Here is a 16438-nt window from a genome sequence, read left to right as displayed (position 1 = left end):
GCTTCACCTGCCCGGGCACGTTCGCGCGCATCAACGGGCTCCTGGCTGCCTTCCGTGCACGGGTGACGGTTGCCGGCCCCTGTACGAGGACCTGGCCGCTGCACGTGAACGGGGCTTTCTGCCTGCCGTTCACCGTGCAGCCGGGCGGTACGTACGTCTTCCCCGAGGGCGCGCAGATCGTCTACCCGAACTACACCCGCGAAGCTCCCGGCACCCGGGTCAAATTCCTCGACTACGACCCGAAGAAGAAGGGCTGGCACGTCTACGGCACCGGCGAGGTGTCGGCGGACGGCCGCCAGGTCGTACCGGACAAGAAGACCCGAGTGTGGGCCTTCCACGGCGCGATGTTCAACACTGACGACCTCATCCCCTGGGACACCTCCTGGCTCCAGGACGTCATGGACTGGCTGTCCGGCGACCCGGTCGAGCTGTCGACGGGCCTGCTGACCGACTCACGTACGGACCTGGCGGTCGCGGACTCGCGCGGTGGCGCCGAGGTCACCCGGACGTACTGGCAGGGCGACCCGCACCCGCGGGCGTTCGGCATCGGCCGCGACCTGTCGTACAACGTATTCCTGAACTCCAAACAGCCCTGGCAGGAGGTGGATCTCTATCTGCCGGGCGGCAGCAAGGTCCACTTCAAGCGCACCTCGCCGGGCAGCGGCTGGAACGATGCCGTCTTCGAGCCGGAGGACACACCGTCCGACTTCCGCGGTGCGAAGATCACCAACGGTACGGGGCAGTGGGACCTGACGTTCCGTGCGGGACGGTGTGGGAGTTCCCGCAGTACGGCGCGCTCCGCGAGGTCCGCGACCGGCACGGCAACACGGTCAAGCTGACCAGGCGCGGGGGCGGCAACGCCGACAAGGGTGAGATCACCCGTATCACCAGCCCGGGCGGCCGGTGGATCTCGCTGGAGTACGACACCCAGCACCGCGTCACGTCGGCGACAGACAACACGGGCCGGACGACGTCCTACACGTACAACGCCGGCCGGCTGGAGACGGTGAAGGACCCGGCGGGCGGGATCAGCAAGTACACCTACATCGGGACGTCGAACCGGATCGAGACAGCGGTCGACGCCCGTGGCATCACGTATATGAAGAACGAGTTCTATGCCGACGGGCGGGTGCAGAAGCAGACGCTCACCGAGGGCGCGGAGTACTCGTTCGCGTACGCGCAGACCGGCGCCGGGAAGGTCACGTCGGTGACCGAGCCCGGCGGATCCGTGCGCCAGGTGGAGTTCGACACCCACGGCTACGGCGTCAAGGACACCGAGGCGTCCGGGAGTTCCCTGGCGCGGCCCACGCAGTACCACCGGGGCGCGAAGCACCGGATTGACGCGGTGACGGACCCGTACGGCCGGCGCACGGAGCTGACGTACGACACGAACGGTTACGTCTCGCGCACGACGGAGCTTGCGGGTACGGCGCAGGCGCGCCAGTCCGGCACGGCGGTCTACAACGGCCCGTACGACCAACCCACCTCGGTGAGCGACCCGTTGGGCAACGAGACGACGCTCGGCTACGACGATGAGGGGAACCTGCGGACGGTCACCGACCCGGAGGGCCGGGAGACGATTCTCACGTACGCGCCGGACGGCCAGGTCAAGACCGTCACGGACGCGTCGGACGCGGTGACCGAATACACCTACCGGCAAGGCGAGTTGGACTCCGTGAAGGACGCGGAGGGCCGGACGGGCGCCCAGTTCCTGGATGCGGCGGGCCGCCCGACCGTGGTGACGGACGAGGCGGGTTCGCGCACGACGCTCACGTACGACGAGCTGAACCAGACCCGGAAGATCACCGACCCGCTGGGCCAGTCCACGGCCCTGGACTTCGACGAGAACGGCAACCTGAAGAAGCTGACCGACGCCCGTCTCAACAGCACCACGTGGGCGTACGACGACGCGGACCGCACGGAGTCGGTGACGGACCCGGTGGGCGCGCAGGCGCTGTTCGGATACGACGCGGCGGGCCGGCTGACGAAGGCGACGAACCGCTCGGGCCTGGCCGCGACGGCCGAGTACGACCTGCTGGGCCGGGCGAAGAACACCAAGTACGGCGTGAACGCGGCCGGAGTGGCCGAGTCCACGGTCACATACGCGTACGACGCCGTGGACCTCCCGAAGACGGTCACCGACACCCAGGCCGGCACGGAGAGCTTCGGCTACGACGCCTACGACCGGCTGAAGACGGCGACCGGCCCGACGGGCACGGTCGGCTACGACTACGACGCGGCCGACCGCCGCACGGAGATGACGGCGGCCGGAACCACCACCGTCTACGGCTACGACACCTCCAGCATCCTCACCTCCGTCACCTCGGGCGGGCAGGAGGTGAGCTTCGGTCTGGACGCGGTGGGCCGGGAGAAGACGGCGACCCTGCCGGGCGGCATCACCCGTACCACCACGCTCGACAAGACCGGCGTGGTCTCGGCGATCAACTACGCCCGCGGCGCCGCTGCCGTCGGCGACCTCACCTACACCCGCGACACCCGGGGCCTCCAGACGGGCCTGACGGGCAGCCTGGCGTCGGTCGCGCTGCCGGCGGCCGAGACGGGTGCGGTGTTCGGCAAGGACAACCGGGTCACGTCCCTGGGCGGCCGCTCGTTCACGTACGACGCGGACGGGCAGCTGAAGTCCGACGGCAAGAGGACGTACAACTGGAACGCCCGGGGCCAGTTGTCGGGCGTCACGCCCACCGGTGGCGGATCCGCCGGGCTCTTCGGTTACGACCCTCTGGGTATCCGCAGCTCGAAGAAGCTGGGTGACGCGACCCAGAAGTACTTGACCGACGGCTCGAACCCGCTGGTGGAGCAGGACGGTGCGGGTGCTGCGAAGGCGACGGTCGCGACGTCGGGCCTGGACGAGTACCTGACCCGTACGGAGAACGGTGCGACGCAGGTCTACCTGACCGATGCGCTGGGCACGGTGGTGGGCCTGGCAAACGCGGACGGCACGGTCGCCACGAGCTATACGTACGACCCGTACGGCCAGCCGACTGCGTCCGGGGCCGCCTCGACGAACCCGTACACGTTCACGGGCCGCGAGTCGGACGGCACGGGCTTGCTCTACTACCGCAACCGCTACTACGACCCCGAGTCCGGGCGCTTCATCTCCCAGGACCCGATCGGCTACGCGGGTGGCACGAACCTCTACCAGTACGCGCTGAGTTCCCCGACGACGTACACGGACCCGTCGGGCAACTCCCCGATGCTGGCCGGCTGCGTGATCGGCGGCCTGAGCGAGGCGGGCCTGGACTGGCTGGGCCAGCGGCTGTCGGGCCGGAAGGTCAACTGGGGCCAGGTCGGCACATCGGCGGCGCTGGGCTGCGTGGGCGGCATGATCGGCAAATGGGCAAGCCTCGGCAAGTGCCGGGCCAACAGCTTCACGGCCGACACCCCGGTCCTCCTGGCGGACGGCACCCGTAAACCGATCAAGGATGTGCAGATCGGCGACGAGGTTCTTGCCACTGACCCGGAAACCGGTGAATCGGGCCCCCGCCCGGTCACGGCGCTGATCAGGGGCACCGGCGACAAACAACTGGTCGACATCACCCTGGCCGACGGCAAAACCAGCACCCTCACCGCCACCGACGGCCACCCCTTCTGGGTCCCGGCCCTGGGCCGCTGGATCGAAGCCGACGAACTCACCACCGGCCAATGGCTCCAGACCAGCACCGGCACCTGGACCCAAATCACCGCCCTCACCCACCACACCAAGTCAACAACGGTTTACAACCTCACCGTCGACGACATCCATACGTACTACGTGTTCGCGGCGGCAACGCCGGTACTTGTCCACAATGCAAACAGTGACTCCTGTCCGATTGCATTCGCGGTAGATTCCGCTGGCGAGGCTACAGCCCTCCCAGTGCATGAGATCGACTCAGCGGCACACGCGCCACAGGCGGCGAACTTCCAGCGGGCAGTGGCAGACGGAGCTCCAGCCATTGTGACGAGGAGAGGTGGCGGAGAGGCAGCGGCCAGAACAGCGCGGCGCCAGGCGCAAGCACACGCACCTCGCCCACGGCGGTTCGCAGGGAATGCAACCTGGGAGGAGTATCCTTTTGCCTCCACTGTTGAGGGAGGGCGGGGTGCATCGCTCACCCTTTCCCCTGGATCAATCAACTCCAGCCACGGGGCGTCTCTGAAGAGTTTCTATCGGGGTGCCGGGGTTAATGTCGGCGATCAATTCCTGGTGAGGATCCGCTGAGGAGGAAATAAGGTGCTAGAAGAATGGCTTGTGACGCTTTGGCGCGAAGCGGAACGCCTCGAACTTTCTGTCGTGGCTGACAGGATCCCGGGAGTTTCAGTCAGGTCTTTGGAAAGTTCCTTCGGTGGGGTGGTCCCTTCGGAAGTTGCAGGCTGGTTCGGTGCATGTAATGGCGTCATGCATCGTTCCGGGCAAACCCAGAATGATGCGGCTCTGATTCCAGGGTACGAACCGCTATCCGTAGAAGATTCGCTCTCGATCAAGGTTGACCATCCAGGCGAAGCCATCTTGCTTTCTGATTTCTATCCGCTACTGGGATCGGGTGGAGGTGACTTCTATGCGGCGTCATACGATCAAGGCACGGGACTTTCCTATGTTGTCAGCGTTGTAGTCGGCGAAGAGTCAAGAATCGCCTATCGGAGCATCGGTCAGATGGTCGAAATCTTCGTTCAATGTTATCGAGATGAAATCTTCTTTCTTGATGGCGAGGGAGTCCTTCAGGCTAATGATGAAGCCTGGATTCAAAGAGAAATGGCGGCAGTTGGCGAGCTGCCGTTGTGATCACATGACCCCCGGGCGCGTTCGGCATTTGCTCCCCGCGAGAAACTCTGCGACCGGCGCCCTCGCCGCGGACATGCTGGTAGGACCCGATACGCTTCTTGATCTGGAAAGTGCTTCCGGCGGTGGCCGGAACAAGGACCTCAGTAATCCTCTTTCTGGCTGGGCAGAGGCACTTTCTGCTTTCTTGATCATCAGGCGGACAGCCCGCCTCGTGAAAGTGCGAGGCTAGCCCGTCGTTCTCTGGTGTGTACCGGAGGTGGGCAGATCAGGTTGGTTCGTCGCTCTTCAGAGGGGTCACTGTCAGTAGTGGGGAGGTGCGCCGTGCGGCGTAGGACGCTGGTGGTTTCCGGGGCGGCGGTTGGGCTAGGAGTTGCGGGTGTGGTCGCGGTGCGTGCGGGGAGTGGCCCGTCTGAGGTTGAGCGCTCCGGTGCTGGAGCCGATGCCGCAGTGGCGCGAGTGCTGGGAGGCGGACAACCGGAGAGTCGGGTGGGGGTTCTTGTTCTTGATCGGGGGCAGTCCGGTGGGGAAGTGGGGCGTGCGGCAAGGGCGCTGGTTGAGGGGGCGCGGTCTGCCGGTGGGGTCGACTCCGCAGTGGGGTTCGGGTTGGGAGCCTCTCTCTTCGAGGGTGACCGGGCCCCCTCGCCTCGGCAGTTGCGGGTGATGCCGTCCTTTGCGGGTGATTTGCTGGATCCGGCGCGGTCGCACGGTGATCTTCTCGTGCGGGTCGCGGGGGAGGATGCGGAGGCGGTGCGGGAAGCCGTGGAGAGAGTCAAGACGGTTGCCGCCGAGGCCGGTTGGGTCGTCCGCTGGGCCATCGAAGGGTTCCGGGCGGACAATCGTGTCGAGGAGGGTCGGGGGCTTTCCCGTAACCCGTTTGATTTCACTGAGGGGTTCGGGAATCCGGTGTCGGAGCGGGAGGTCGCTGACCGGGTCGTTGTGCGGGAGGGGCAGGGTGAGCCGGAGTGGGCGGTTGGGGGGAGTTATCAGGTGGTGCGGGTTATTCGGTTCGCGACGGAGTTGTGGGACAAGGATTCTGTGGATGAGCAGGAGCGGATTGTGGGCCGGCGGCGTGACGGGAGGTGGCTGGACGGGGCGCCGGTCAGTGAGGAGCCGAACTTCGCGGCCGACCCGAAGGGCCGGCTCACGCCTCTGGATTCGCATGTGCGGCTCGCTGCCCCCGACCGCCGCAATCCGCCCCCATTGGTGCGGCGTAGTTACAGCTACGACCGTGGTGACGGTGACACCGGCATCATCTTCAACTGTTACCAGCGGGACCTGGTCGAAGGTTTCGAGGCGGTCCAGAAGCGGCTTGAGGGTGAGGCATTGGCGAAGTACGTGCTCACGACCGGCGGTGGGTACTTCTTTGTACCGCCGCCTGGCGACGCGTGGATCGACGCCCTCAGCTAGAGATCGTGTGAACTCCCCTGACGGGCACGCACCTTCTCCGTACGCGCTCTCGCTGATGAGCCCCCGGCGCAGCCTGCCGCCTCACGTCACACGCCGCCCTGTGCCCGGGATGCGTGAGGGGTGGACGGGGCCGGGGCCCAGTGCACCTCTTCGCTGTCCTGGCTGAACCGCCATTGGGTGATGACGCCGGCAAGTACCAGTTGGTCGAGTGTCTGTTCCAGATCGTGAGGGTTGAGGCCGCAGGCGCGGGACAGGCGGTCGGTTTCAGTGCTGGAGTGCGCAGTCCCGGGGGAGCGGTGAGCGGTGAGGGCCAGGTGGGTAAGGCGCGCCGGGGGTGAATGGGCGCCCGGAGGCAGTGAGGCAATGATGCGCAGGGCCCAGTCGGCTGCTTGGTGTCGGTCGGTGCGGCTGGGGGCCTGGTTGAGGACGTCGGGGTCGAGGAGTTGAACGGTGCGGGCGTGGTGGCGGGGTGCGTTGTCTGCTGGTGTGAGGGGTTGTAGCCAGCGGGCCGCTTCGAGTTCTTGCCACGGGGCGGGGTCGTGGCGCAGGCGCATGCCGCGCAGGAGCCCGGCGGGCAGGTGGGCCTGTCCGTGCCTGTCGGTGCGCAGGGCGCATTGGAAGGCGAGCAGCCGGGCTTCAGTGCTTGCGTCGTGGGGGAGGGCGGCGGCGAGGTAGCTGAGCATTTCCTGGACGCGGAGCTGCCCGGACAGACCGCCGGGCCTTCTGGGCGGTCTTCTCCTGCCCGGACCGCGGCCAGAGGGCGCCGATCCGTTGGCCGTTGTGGCGGGGGTGGTGTCGGGGACGACGGCCGTGTACGCGGTGGCTGCGGCGCAGGCGGCACAGACGTCGGCGAGACGCCAGGTGCGGCCGCTGCGTTCGCGGGTGAGGGCGAGAAGGATCGGTCCGGCGCAGCCGCGGTGTCGGGGGTGCCAGTGGCAGCCGTGCTGGTGGCACTGGCAGGTCCGCAGGTGGCCGGGGAGTGCCGACCGGCGCGCGTGACGGGCCAGATGCGCGAGGACGGTGGCCCGTGCGGAGGCGGCCGCCACCGGGGTGGAACTCGTGGCGCACTGCGGGCAGTGGAGGGCCGGTCCGTCTGCGTGGGGGCGTAGTTCGACCGTCCAGGTGCGTCGCACCGTCTCGTATGCGGTGGTGCACAGCCTCATGGGGCGCGTGTTCCTCCTTGTCTGGCCGCGCCGGTACGGGGTCCTTCGGTGACCTGAGGCGGGGGAGCGGGGTGGTGGGCGCACCGTAGTGCAGATCTCTGCCCTCTCGTTCGGCCTACCGTCCCGCACAAGTAGGGCAGAGGTCTGCACTGACAGGGCAGGGGTCTGCACCTTCGGATGGGGAAGTGACGATCTTCCCGCCGGAACCGAACCTCGAAGCACTGCGCCTGGAGCTGGCGCGGCTGCGGGGCGATCACGGCTGGACCTATGACGAACTGGCCGCCCGCAGCGGCCTGTCACGGCGCACCCTCATCGAGATCGAGCAGGGACGCACCATCGGCACCCTGGCCACCTGGCACGCCCTCGCCCACGCTCTCGGCGCCCCGCTCGACGAACTCTTCGGCACCCTCTGTGCCGGCCACGAACCCCCAGCCCCGCAGGACGACTGAGACCGTTCGGCCCGCCTCTCAGGACCACGGGACGGATCACCCGTACCGGTGACGACCCGCGAACACGCGAGCGGGTGACCGTACGGGTGTGGCAGTGAAAGAGGCTGTCCGGGGGACATGTCCGGCCGCGACGCCCGCCGGGCGGCGTGCCGCCTGGCACGTTCGCCGCCATGCACTCCACACCCGCCTCGACCAGGCGCCGCTGGGACGGTACCCAGCCCCAGGCGCACCGTCACCACCGTCGGCTGCGGGTCGCGTCGACCAGTAGCAGCCGTCTCCTGCGCGCCGGGCAGAGCGGCCGTTGCACCGCGTGCGGCAACCTCATCGAGTGGTACGACCGCACCGGCCACCGGCCCGTCGCCCTCCACCCCCACGAACTACCTACCAGCGTGATTCCGTCGACCTGTCGCTGGCACGTCAGCTCCGGCACGGCCTACCCCGCCAGCGACGGCACGGCCTGGTGCCGGATCCCGCACCCGCTCCTGTGCCCCGGCCGCGAGGCACCTGATCCGCTGACACCGGACCTGGCCGAGTTCCGCCGTCGCCTCGCCCTGCGCACCCGCCGGATGATCGACACCGGCGCCTTCACCCCCACCACCGCCCAGCCCGCCCATTCCGAGTCCCAGGCGGAGGGCTGCCGCCCGGCCCGCCCCGTTGTGCAGATCCTCTACGGGCGCTACCTCGCCGACCGTCCGGTCGAGGACATCCGGTGCGTCGCCCAGACCCGTACACGCCGCCGCTGCACCCTCCCCGTTCTGGCCCCCGGTGCCCCGGCCGGCATCTGGACGCTTATGCCTGCCACCGCTGTGCGCGGGCAACTTGCCCTGCCCGGGACCGGTATGGCGGTCTACGACCTCACCCGCCTCCCTTACGCCGGGCAGCTGCGCTGGCGCACCCAGCACTGCCCCGCCCACGCCGCCACCCCCACCGGCGCCGACCTCGCGCTCGCCGACTGGAAAACCTTCGACCCCCTGCTCCACCACCAGCACATCCACCCCCGCCTGCCGCTCACGACCCCCGCCGGTGCCCGGAGGCAGGGATACGAACAGCTCAACTCGCCGCGGACCGGGGAGGGGTGACCATGGCCCGCCACGCCCTTGAGATCACCCTGACCCGGCCCGCCACCCCGGCCGAACTCGCCCGCGCCTCCCAGGCCCTGCCACTTGCTGCGAACCATGACACGACGCGCCTGATGACAGTGATCAAAGCCAGGAATCCCGGCCGGGCCCTGAACCGCGCCCGGCGCCGTCTCGAAGGACTGCTTCCCCTCGACTGTCTCAGCACCCATTACCCGGACCAGGCGGGACAGGTTCTTCTCTCTGTCGCCTTCAGCCCCGCCGCTGCCGCCGCGATCCGTCATGCCGCGGAACATGAAGGCCAGGAACCGAGCCTCTTCGTGGCGCAGGTCATCAGAAGGGCCCTGGCGGATCACGCCCGGCGGCAGGCCGCGGACCTGGAGCACGCCCTAAGCGAGCTTCTGACCCGTACCAGCCCCGACCGGCTCGTGGCCGCCGTCGGCCGCACCCTCACCCACACCACCGGAGAGCCCGCGTGCTGAACCCGACCGACGAACAGACCGCCGCTGCCGACGCCTTCACCACCGGGGGACACCTGGCCCTCCAGGCCGGTGCCGGTACCGGCAAGACCAGCACCCTGGTCCTCCTCGCCACACGGACGAGACGCCGGGGCCGCTATATCGCCTTCAACAAGGCCATCGCCCAGGGCGCCGCCGCCCGCTTCCCGCCCACCGTCACCTGCCGGACAGCCCACTCCCTCGCATTCGCCGCTACCGGCCACCGCTACACCCGCCGGCTCAACGGCCCCCGCCAGGCAGGGTGGAAAACCGGCAGAGATCTGGGCATCACCAAGAACGTCCGCATCGGCGAACGCGACGTCTCCCACAAGGCCCTGTCCCACGCCGTGCTGCGCACCGTCACCCACTACTGCCACTCCGCCGACCGTCACCTCAGCCGCTCTCACGTACCGCGCCTGCGCGGCCTCGAAGACCACGCCCTGCACGCCCAGCTCGCCCACGTGGTACTGCCGTTCGCCCGCAAAGCGTGGGCCGACCTCCAGCACCCCGACACCGGCGTCGTGCGCTTCGACCACGACCACTACCTCAAAATCTGGGCACTGACCGGCCCGAGAATCGAGGCGGACTTCCTCCTCCTCGACGAGGCCCAGGACACCAACCCCGTCCTCGAACAGGTCTTCACCGCCCAGCGCGACCACGCCCAGCTGGTGATGGTCGGCGACTCCGCCCAGGCCATCTACGGCTGGCGCGGTGCCCGCGACGTCATGACCGGCTTCGACGGCCACGCCCTGTCCCTGTCCCAGTCCTTCCGCTTCGGCCCCCGCCTGGCTACCGAAGCCAACCGGTGGCTGACCATCGCCGGCGCCCCCATCCGCCTGACCGGCACCCCCACCATCCCCACCGATCTCGCCCCCGCCGCCGCCCCCGACGCAGTGCTGTGCCGCACCAACATCGGCGCCATGACCCAAGTCATGAACCACCTCGCCACCGGCCAGTCCGTTGCCCTCGCCGGAGGCGGAGACAGCCTGCGCGCCCTGGCAGGCGCCGCCCGCGACCTCAAGGAGGGCCGCCCCACCTGGCACCCCGAACTCCTCCTCTTCGCCTCCTGGGGCGAACTCCAGGACTACGCCGAACACGACCCCGCCGGCGGCGACCTGAAACCGTTTGTCGACCTCATCGACCAGCACGGCCCCGAAGCGATCCTGGCCGCCGTCGATCAGCTCACCCCCGAAACGCGCTCCGACGTCACCGTCTCCACCGCCCACCGCGCCAAAGGCCGCGAATGGAACACCGTACGCATCGCCCCCGACTTCACCCCACCCAAAGACACCGACCAGAAAGACGACAACGGGCGCCCCGTCCCCGGCCCCATCGACGACACCGAAGCACGCCTCGCCTACGTCGCCGTCACCCGCGCCCGCACCCGACTCGACCTCGGAGGACTGTCCTGGATTCACCACCACCCCGACGGAAACCCCGCACCGCAGCCGGCACCGTCGCCACCATGAACACCAGACCGGACCACCGAACCGGGCAAGGCGTGCGCCGCCGGCACGCATGAGCTGATCCCGCGCATGGGTAAGCAACGTCTGCCCCTCACCGCCCAGGGGTACGAGCCGTAAAGGTAAGCACCACGTGCGGCCCTTCCCCGTAACGTTGGTGAGGCTCAGGTGAGCAAAGGTTGTCCGAGGTCTTCGTCGATGTTGCCGAACAGACGGTCCAGCGCCAAGTGACTCTGGGCCAGATGTTCGGTCGCCTTGTCAACGAGGTGAATCAGCGCGCTGACGAGATCCCAGGACGGATGTGCCGCAGGACCGCAGTCCCCCAGGGACCAGAGATCTGAAACACTCACTCACTCACTCACTCACTCACCAGCCCGCCGACGCCCGCCGCCCTGCGGGCGTGTGACCTCCGTCGGCGACACGACCCAGCCGAAACAGCTTCCACAACTCGTTGGGCACCAACCGCTCAGCAAGGCTCGTCATGCTCAGCACAACGAACGATCACGCCAAAAGAAACGACGACTTAGCCTCACCGGACCGCTGGGGCCCATCGACCTCGCCAGCAGCCAAGCCGTCCACGAGGGGAGCGACGAGGCGCGGGATGAGAGCCCGTCGAAGTGGGCCAGGCAGGTAGCACGACCGGATAGGAGAATGCCGAGACAGGCGACCGGCTCAGTCGGGGGATCGGGATCGTGACAGCGCCTGCAAGAGTTCAGAACCGCCGGACACCGGCAGGTTCAGGCGCCGTAACGTGGGCCGGTTTCCCGCAGCCGCACCCGTTCTCGCGCTATCTCCCGTTCGGAGCGCACCCACGTGGCCTGTGGGAACTGCTCTACAGAGGCGGGGAGTTGGGGCGCACGACGAAGAAGTTCGTCTGCGGCAACCTGGACCGGCGCTCACCCGGTACCGCGTGCACCGGGGGACCGGCCCGCGGGGAAGACCCGCTCGTGCCAGGTGCGGCAGACGAGGCGGCCCCGGTGGATCACCGCACGGTCCGCCCAGGCGTCCGCCATGGCGTCGGCGAGGGCGTTCGCCCGTACGGCCAGCAGCTCAGCGGGAGCTCCGGCTTCGATCGTCGTGCGGGCCAGGCCCATGGCCGTCCGGGCTGCTCCGCTGACGGCGTCGTAGGCGGAGCGCGGCGTCAGGTGACCTGCCAGGACCAGCAACGATGCCGTATCCATGGGGTCGAACCGGCCCAGCGGGTTGAACGGGTCCCGAGCGTTATCTCCACCGCCCGCCACGGTGACCCCGGCGGCGCGGAGCGCGGCGATCGCTGTGAGTCCTCTCGGTACGGCGCGGGTGTGGCCCCGGGCTTGGAGATACAGGTTAGTCTGCGGACAGGCCACGACGGAGATCCCGGCCTCGGCGACCCGGGCGGCCGTCCGCTCCACCAGCTCCTGCGGCTGGCTGCCGAGGCTTACGCAGTGGCTCGCGGTGACGTGGTGGGGGAAGCCGCTCCTCAGGACCCACTCGGCGAGTCCGCCGAGCGTGGTCGAGTCCGGGTCGAGAGTCTCGTCGACATGGAGATCCACTGGGCGCCCGGCCTCGGCCGCCGTGTCCATGAGGATGTCGAGGCACGCCGACGGATCGTCGTCCCGGTAGGGCGCACCGCCCACCACGTCGGCGCCCGCCTTGAGCGCGTCCGCGAGCAGAGCGCGGTTGCTGGCTCCGGCACGGCCGCGGAGCGGGAAGTCCACGAAGGCTACGATCTGGAGGTCAAGCCGCTCCGCCAGCAGTTCACGCGCTTCCGTCAGAGCTTCGACCAGCATCAGCCCGGTCGTCTCCCCGACGTCCACATGGGTGCGGATGGCGGTCGCGCCGCCCGCCAGGAGTTTGGAGGCGGCGCTCAGCGCCCGGTCTCGCACATCAGCCCGGGAGACCGTCCTGCGGGCTGTGTACCAGGACTCGACCGCGCTCTCCAGATCTCCTCGTCCTTGACCGTCGAACCTGCCAAGCAGGACCTTGTCGAGGTGGCAGTGGGGCTCGGCGGGGGCAGGCAGCAGGAGGTAACCGGTCAGATCGACGTGTTCAACGTTGGTTTCCAAGCTGCCGACCGGGCCGACGGCGTGGATGTGTTCGCGGCGCAGGAGCACGTCCGTCAGTGGGCCGTCTGGAAGCTGGGCGTTCGTCAGCAGCAACACGTGGGTCCGCCTCCGGGGTCACCGCTCGGATCCGTCGGGTACAGAAGGCCACGAGACGCCGCTGAAGAGATCGCCGGCGTCGAGTTCTCCCATGTCGGGGGTGACCACCTGGCCGTCGAGGTCCTCGTAGAGGCTGAAACCGACGAAGCTGATGCCCGTCGCCCGGACTCTGTCGGTGGCCGCTGCGGCGCTGCTGACGACTGCGGCCACCTCATGACCGGTGTCGCATCGGGCGGTGATCGCTTCTCTGGCTGCCAGCAGTGTGCCTCCGGTGGCCGCTACGCAGTCGATGTAGACCGTCGCTTGATAGCTGCCCCGCGGAACGTCCGTCATGTACTGGTGGTCCACGCGGAGTCGGTCGGCCGTGCGCCGCATACCGAGCACGCAGAAGTCGGCCTGCGGGAAGGCCGTCGCGAAGCCGGGGTACATCAGTGCGCCGCCCCGCAGCACGAACACGCACAACACGTCCCGCAGGGCACCGAGTTCGGCGCGCATGATCTCGGCGGTCCGCAGGCCCAGGACGCCGCCGATCCCGATGAGGCCGTGCCGGGCCTCGCCGGGATCGGTGGTGTGCTGCAGCCGGGCGTAACGCTTCTCGTCGTCGGGTGCTTCCGCTGCGAAGGTCACCGCGTTTCCCTGTTCCCGAGGATGAGGCCACAGCACATTTCCGCCACGTCGACCGCCGGATCGGCCAGCAGCCCGGCGAGCGGATGCTCCGCGTCGACCGTGGCACGGTTTCGGGTTACTTGTTGCTGGGCCGAGATCAGCGTGACGGCGAGCCGGACGTCGTCGGGGGCGAGTAGATCGTCCACCAGGGAAGCGGAGTCGTTCTTGGCCAGGGCTGCCGCATGGGTCTTCGGGGCCATTTCCATGACGAGGTCGGACAGGGCCCAGATTCCCTCGTAGACGAGCAGATGAGTGATGGGGTCGTCGAAGAAGTACGCCACCGCCTCGGCGAAGCTCTGCTTCTCCAGGAGGAGTTTGCGGTCGGGAGCGGTGCCGCAGAAGATCCAGAACGTTCCGTCGGAGTTGAGCGTGACGGCGACTCCGGTACTGGCCGTGTAATCCCCGCGAATCGCGTCGTTCACGGCGGTGGCCAGCGACAGGTTTCCAGGCTGGGACTCGAAGGGGCCGTAATACTCCCGGATGGTCTTGCTGGCGTCCCGGTGGTCCTCCGCCAGGCGAAGGGCCTTTCCGCTGCGCCGGAAGACATTGAAGGTCAGGGGAACGGTCTTGCCGCCGGGCAGCAGGAGCCGGCGGTTCCAGCCGTCCACTTCGGCGATGCCCGCGCCGAGTTCATCCGCGATCGCCCGGTCCACCGTGCCCATGTCCGGCTGAATGCTGCGTAGCCCTACAGCGAAGCTCGGCTGGGTCTCTGACCAGCAGCGAAGTACGTTGCCGTACTGCTCGATCCGCACCGGGCGGGGCGCGTTGAGGTGGTAGCGGTCGATGCTCAGCCGAAGCAGTAGCTCGGGGTTGACGGCATTGCGAGAGCGTGCTTCGTCGATCTGGCGCATCATGCGCGCCGTGCGTTTGGGGGTTGTGGCCCAGTGGCCGGCGGTGACGATTTCGATTCTTGGGACCTTGGCCGTCTCTAGGAGACGCAAAATGCTGGAGAACTTGAGAAAGGGTTCCCCCCCGCCGGTTATGTTGAGCTTCTGCGAGGAGGATTCTGAAATGAATCGGATCGCGTCCTCAAGCTCACTCTTGGAGAGTGCGGTCTTCTCTGATTTCCGCTCCAGGTCTGATGAATACATACAGTGCTCGCATGCCACCGGGCACAGTTCGCTCAGATGAATGAAGAAGCTCGATCCCTGAGTCGGAATATTTTCGAGCTGATGATGGAAGGAACGGAGAACCCGCTCGCGGGCGACCGAAGGGTCACGGAAAGCGTCCATGAGATGCGGATGATGCAAAATTTCCCTCCCCTAGTTGACGCATAGAATATCCTGCGTCGCGACCTATCGTCCGTCAAGTGATTCGAACGGTCGGGGCCGATTGGCTGGAAAGCGCTTGTTGCGTTCGAGCGGGCACGAAAGTCATGGCATCTGTTCGCTGTCGCCGTTCCCTCCGCCGTGTTTCAATCAGCGTGGCTGATCCGGGAATCGGGTGAATTAATGGCCCGTCGCCATTATTAAACGGAGGGAGTGCATCCGGATGTCGGAGCGGGCGGCGGTATCGGTGGTTCTGTCGGCCGGTGTGGCGGCCGCAGTGTCCCTGGGGAAATTCTCCCCTTTCCTCGACCAGGTGCGTGATGGGTTCCACCTGTCGCTGACAGGGGCTGGCTGGCTGACGTCCAGCGTCACGGTCGTGGCAGCGGTGGCCGCCACGACGGTCGGGCGATGGGCCGGGGCTGGCAGAAGCCGGTCGGCGCTAGCCCTCGGGCTGGTCACGATCGGCTTGAGCGGGCTCGGGACCTCCGTGTTCGCCAACGCCGCCTGGCAGCTGTTCCTCGCACGTCTGCTAGAAGCCGTTGGCTACGTGGCGATTATGGTGGCCGGTCCGGCTCTGCTGGCGCAAGTGCTTGATGTGGCCCTGCGCAAGTGGGCGCTGGCCCTGTGGGGGATGTGCATTCCGGCCGGACTCGCCGCCGCGGCGGCGGGCGGCCTCATGACAGGGGTCGGCTGGCGCGGGTGGTTGGTGGTGCCGGCGGTTGCCTCGCTCCTGCTGGCGGCTGCGGTGTACCGGGGGGCGCCACTGAGGGCAGCCGTACCGGGGGTGGACCCAGTTTCCGGGGGAGCGGACTTCGAGGAGGGAGCCGCAGAATCCGAGTCCACCGCTCGGTTGGGGGCGCCGGTGTGGCTGTTGGCGTCCGGCTTTGCGCTCGTCTCGATGGTCGGTCTGGCGGTGGTGACCTTGCTGCCAGCCTTCCTTACCTCGGAACAGAACCTGCCGCGGGGTCGCGCCGGTGCACTAACGTCGGTCGTGGCGGCCGCCAGTATCGTGGGCAGCGTGGTAGCTGGTCTCCTTGCTCAGCGCGGTGTCCGTGCCCAGCCGCTCTTCGTCTCCGCGCTGCTGATGCCTTTCCTGGGTGCGGGTGTCTTCCTCGGGCCGACGTGGCTCGCGTGCTTCGTCGCCGCTGGCCTTCTTATGATCGTCAACGGGATCGTGGTCGCCGCTGTCTTCTCGGCGCTGCCCTCGGTGGCAGGGATCTCGGGGGCCGGTATGGCAGCTGGCATGGTCACGCAAATCGGCAGCCTGGGGACTCTGCTGGGACCTCCTCTGTTCGGCGCGGCCAAGGACCTAGTCGGCTGGTGGGCCACCTTGCCTCTGATGACGGTGGCCGTGGTGCCGGGGCTGGTGGCCCTTTTGCTGGCGGTACGGCGTAGCATGGCGGCCACTGCGGAAAGCTGACGCCCCGCCAGGGGGGGGCACCGTCCGGGGGCTCAGCCGCTGCCACGATCGTGATCAGGGCAATGGCGGCGGGGGACCGTCTAAAACCTGTCCCGTAACGGGTCAGAGTGA

14 protein-coding genes are annotated in these 16438 nt (G+C 67.9%); 9 read left to right on the top strand and 5 right to left on the bottom strand.

Features of this window, described 5'->3' with window-relative positions; genetic code table 11:
- Positions 1–104 precede the first annotated feature (104 nt).
- The 4 genes from OIE74_RS00335 to OIE74_RS00320 all read left to right on the top strand — a co-directional run bounded on the left by OIE74_RS00335 (position 105) and on the right by OIE74_RS00320 (position 6184).
- Positions 105–839: a DUF6531 domain-containing protein gene (locus OIE74_RS00335; RefSeq protein WP_329377107.1), complete on the top strand. Its 735-nt coding sequence runs from the start codon at positions 105–107 to the stop codon at positions 837–839.
- Complete coding sequence (locus tag OIE74_RS00330; protein ID WP_329377105.1) at positions 743–4216, top strand: RHS repeat-associated core domain-containing protein; 3474 nt, start codon at positions 743–745, stop codon at positions 4214–4216. The genes OIE74_RS00335 and OIE74_RS00330 overlap by 97 nt, the downstream gene beginning before the upstream one ends.
- 12 nt (positions 4217–4228) lie before the next feature.
- Entirely contained in the window at positions 4229–4777 is a 549-nt protein-coding gene (locus OIE74_RS00325; RefSeq protein WP_329377104.1) for a hypothetical protein, read from the top strand.
- Between the two features lie 486 nt (positions 4778–5263).
- Complete coding sequence (locus OIE74_RS00320) at positions 5264–6184, top strand: Dyp-type peroxidase (protein ID WP_329377103.1); 921 nt, start codon at positions 5264–5266, stop codon at positions 6182–6184.
- An 86-nt stretch (positions 6185–6270) separates the two neighbouring features.
- On the opposite strand, the gene OIE74_RS00315 is transcribed toward OIE74_RS00320, so the two are convergent.
- Positions 6271–7347 (bottom strand): hypothetical protein, encoded by a 1077-nt coding sequence (locus tag OIE74_RS00315; protein ID WP_329377101.1) that lies wholly within the window; start codon positions 7345–7347, stop codon positions 6271–6273.
- A gap of 185 nt (positions 7348–7532) precedes the next feature.
- Here OIE74_RS00315 and OIE74_RS00310 point away from each other — a divergent pair, with 185 nt between their 5' ends.
- From OIE74_RS00310 to OIE74_RS00295, 4 genes are all read left to right on the top strand, one after another.
- Positions 7533–7796, top strand: a complete 264-nt coding sequence (locus OIE74_RS00310) for a helix-turn-helix transcriptional regulator (protein ID WP_329377099.1) — start codon at positions 7533–7535, stop codon at positions 7794–7796.
- A 170-nt stretch (positions 7797–7966) separates the two neighbouring features.
- Positions 7967–8875 (top strand): DUF6083 domain-containing protein, encoded by a 909-nt coding sequence (locus OIE74_RS00305; protein ID WP_329377097.1) that lies wholly within the window; start codon positions 7967–7969, stop codon positions 8873–8875.
- A gap of 2 nt (positions 8876–8877) precedes the next feature.
- Positions 8878–9354: a hypothetical protein gene (locus OIE74_RS00300; protein ID WP_329377095.1), complete on the top strand. Its 477-nt coding sequence runs from the start codon at positions 8878–8880 to the stop codon at positions 9352–9354.
- On the top strand, positions 9351–10838 hold the full coding sequence (locus OIE74_RS00295; RefSeq protein ID WP_329392115.1) for a UvrD-helicase domain-containing protein: 1488 nt from the start codon (positions 9351–9353) through the stop codon (positions 10836–10838). The genes OIE74_RS00300 and OIE74_RS00295 overlap by 4 nt, the downstream gene beginning before the upstream one ends.
- A gap of 158 nt (positions 10839–10996) precedes the next feature.
- Here the strand turns inward: OIE74_RS00295 and OIE74_RS00290 are convergent, their stop codons facing one another.
- The 4 genes from OIE74_RS00290 to OIE74_RS00275 form a co-directional block, all read right to left on the bottom strand.
- Positions 10997–11182 (bottom strand): hypothetical protein, encoded by a 186-nt coding sequence (locus OIE74_RS00290; RefSeq protein WP_329377093.1) that lies wholly within the window; start codon positions 11180–11182, stop codon positions 10997–10999.
- A gap of 546 nt (positions 11183–11728) precedes the next feature.
- On the bottom strand, positions 11729–12973 hold the full coding sequence (locus tag OIE74_RS00285) for an amidohydrolase family protein (RefSeq protein ID WP_329377090.1): 1245 nt from the start codon (positions 12971–12973) through the stop codon (positions 11729–11731).
- An 18-nt stretch (positions 12974–12991) separates the two neighbouring features.
- Positions 12992–13600 (bottom strand): uracil phosphoribosyltransferase, encoded by a 609-nt coding sequence (locus OIE74_RS00280; protein WP_329377087.1) that lies wholly within the window; start codon positions 13598–13600, stop codon positions 12992–12994.
- Positions 13597–14871 carry a 4Fe-4S cluster-binding domain-containing protein gene (locus OIE74_RS00275; protein WP_329377085.1) on the bottom strand — a complete coding sequence of 425 codons (1275 nt, stop codon included), beginning with the start codon at positions 14869–14871 and terminating at the stop codon, positions 13597–13599. The genes OIE74_RS00280 and OIE74_RS00275 overlap by 4 nt, the downstream gene beginning before the upstream one ends.
- A 259-nt stretch (positions 14872–15130) precedes the next feature.
- On the opposite strand from OIE74_RS00275, the gene OIE74_RS00270 reads away from it, so the two are divergent.
- Positions 15131–16327, top strand: coding sequence for an MFS transporter (locus OIE74_RS00270; RefSeq protein WP_329377083.1), 1197 nt, complete (start codon positions 15131–15133; stop codon positions 16325–16327).
- The last annotated feature ends 111 nt before the right edge of the window (positions 16328–16438 follow it).

Source organism: Streptomyces sp. NBC_01716 (assembly GCF_036248275.1).
Classification (GTDB): Bacteria; Actinomycetota; Actinomycetes; order Streptomycetales; family Streptomycetaceae; genus Streptomyces.
The sequence above is the reverse complement of the archived record's forward strand: the minus strand, read 5'-3'. Positions and strand labels throughout refer to the sequence as shown.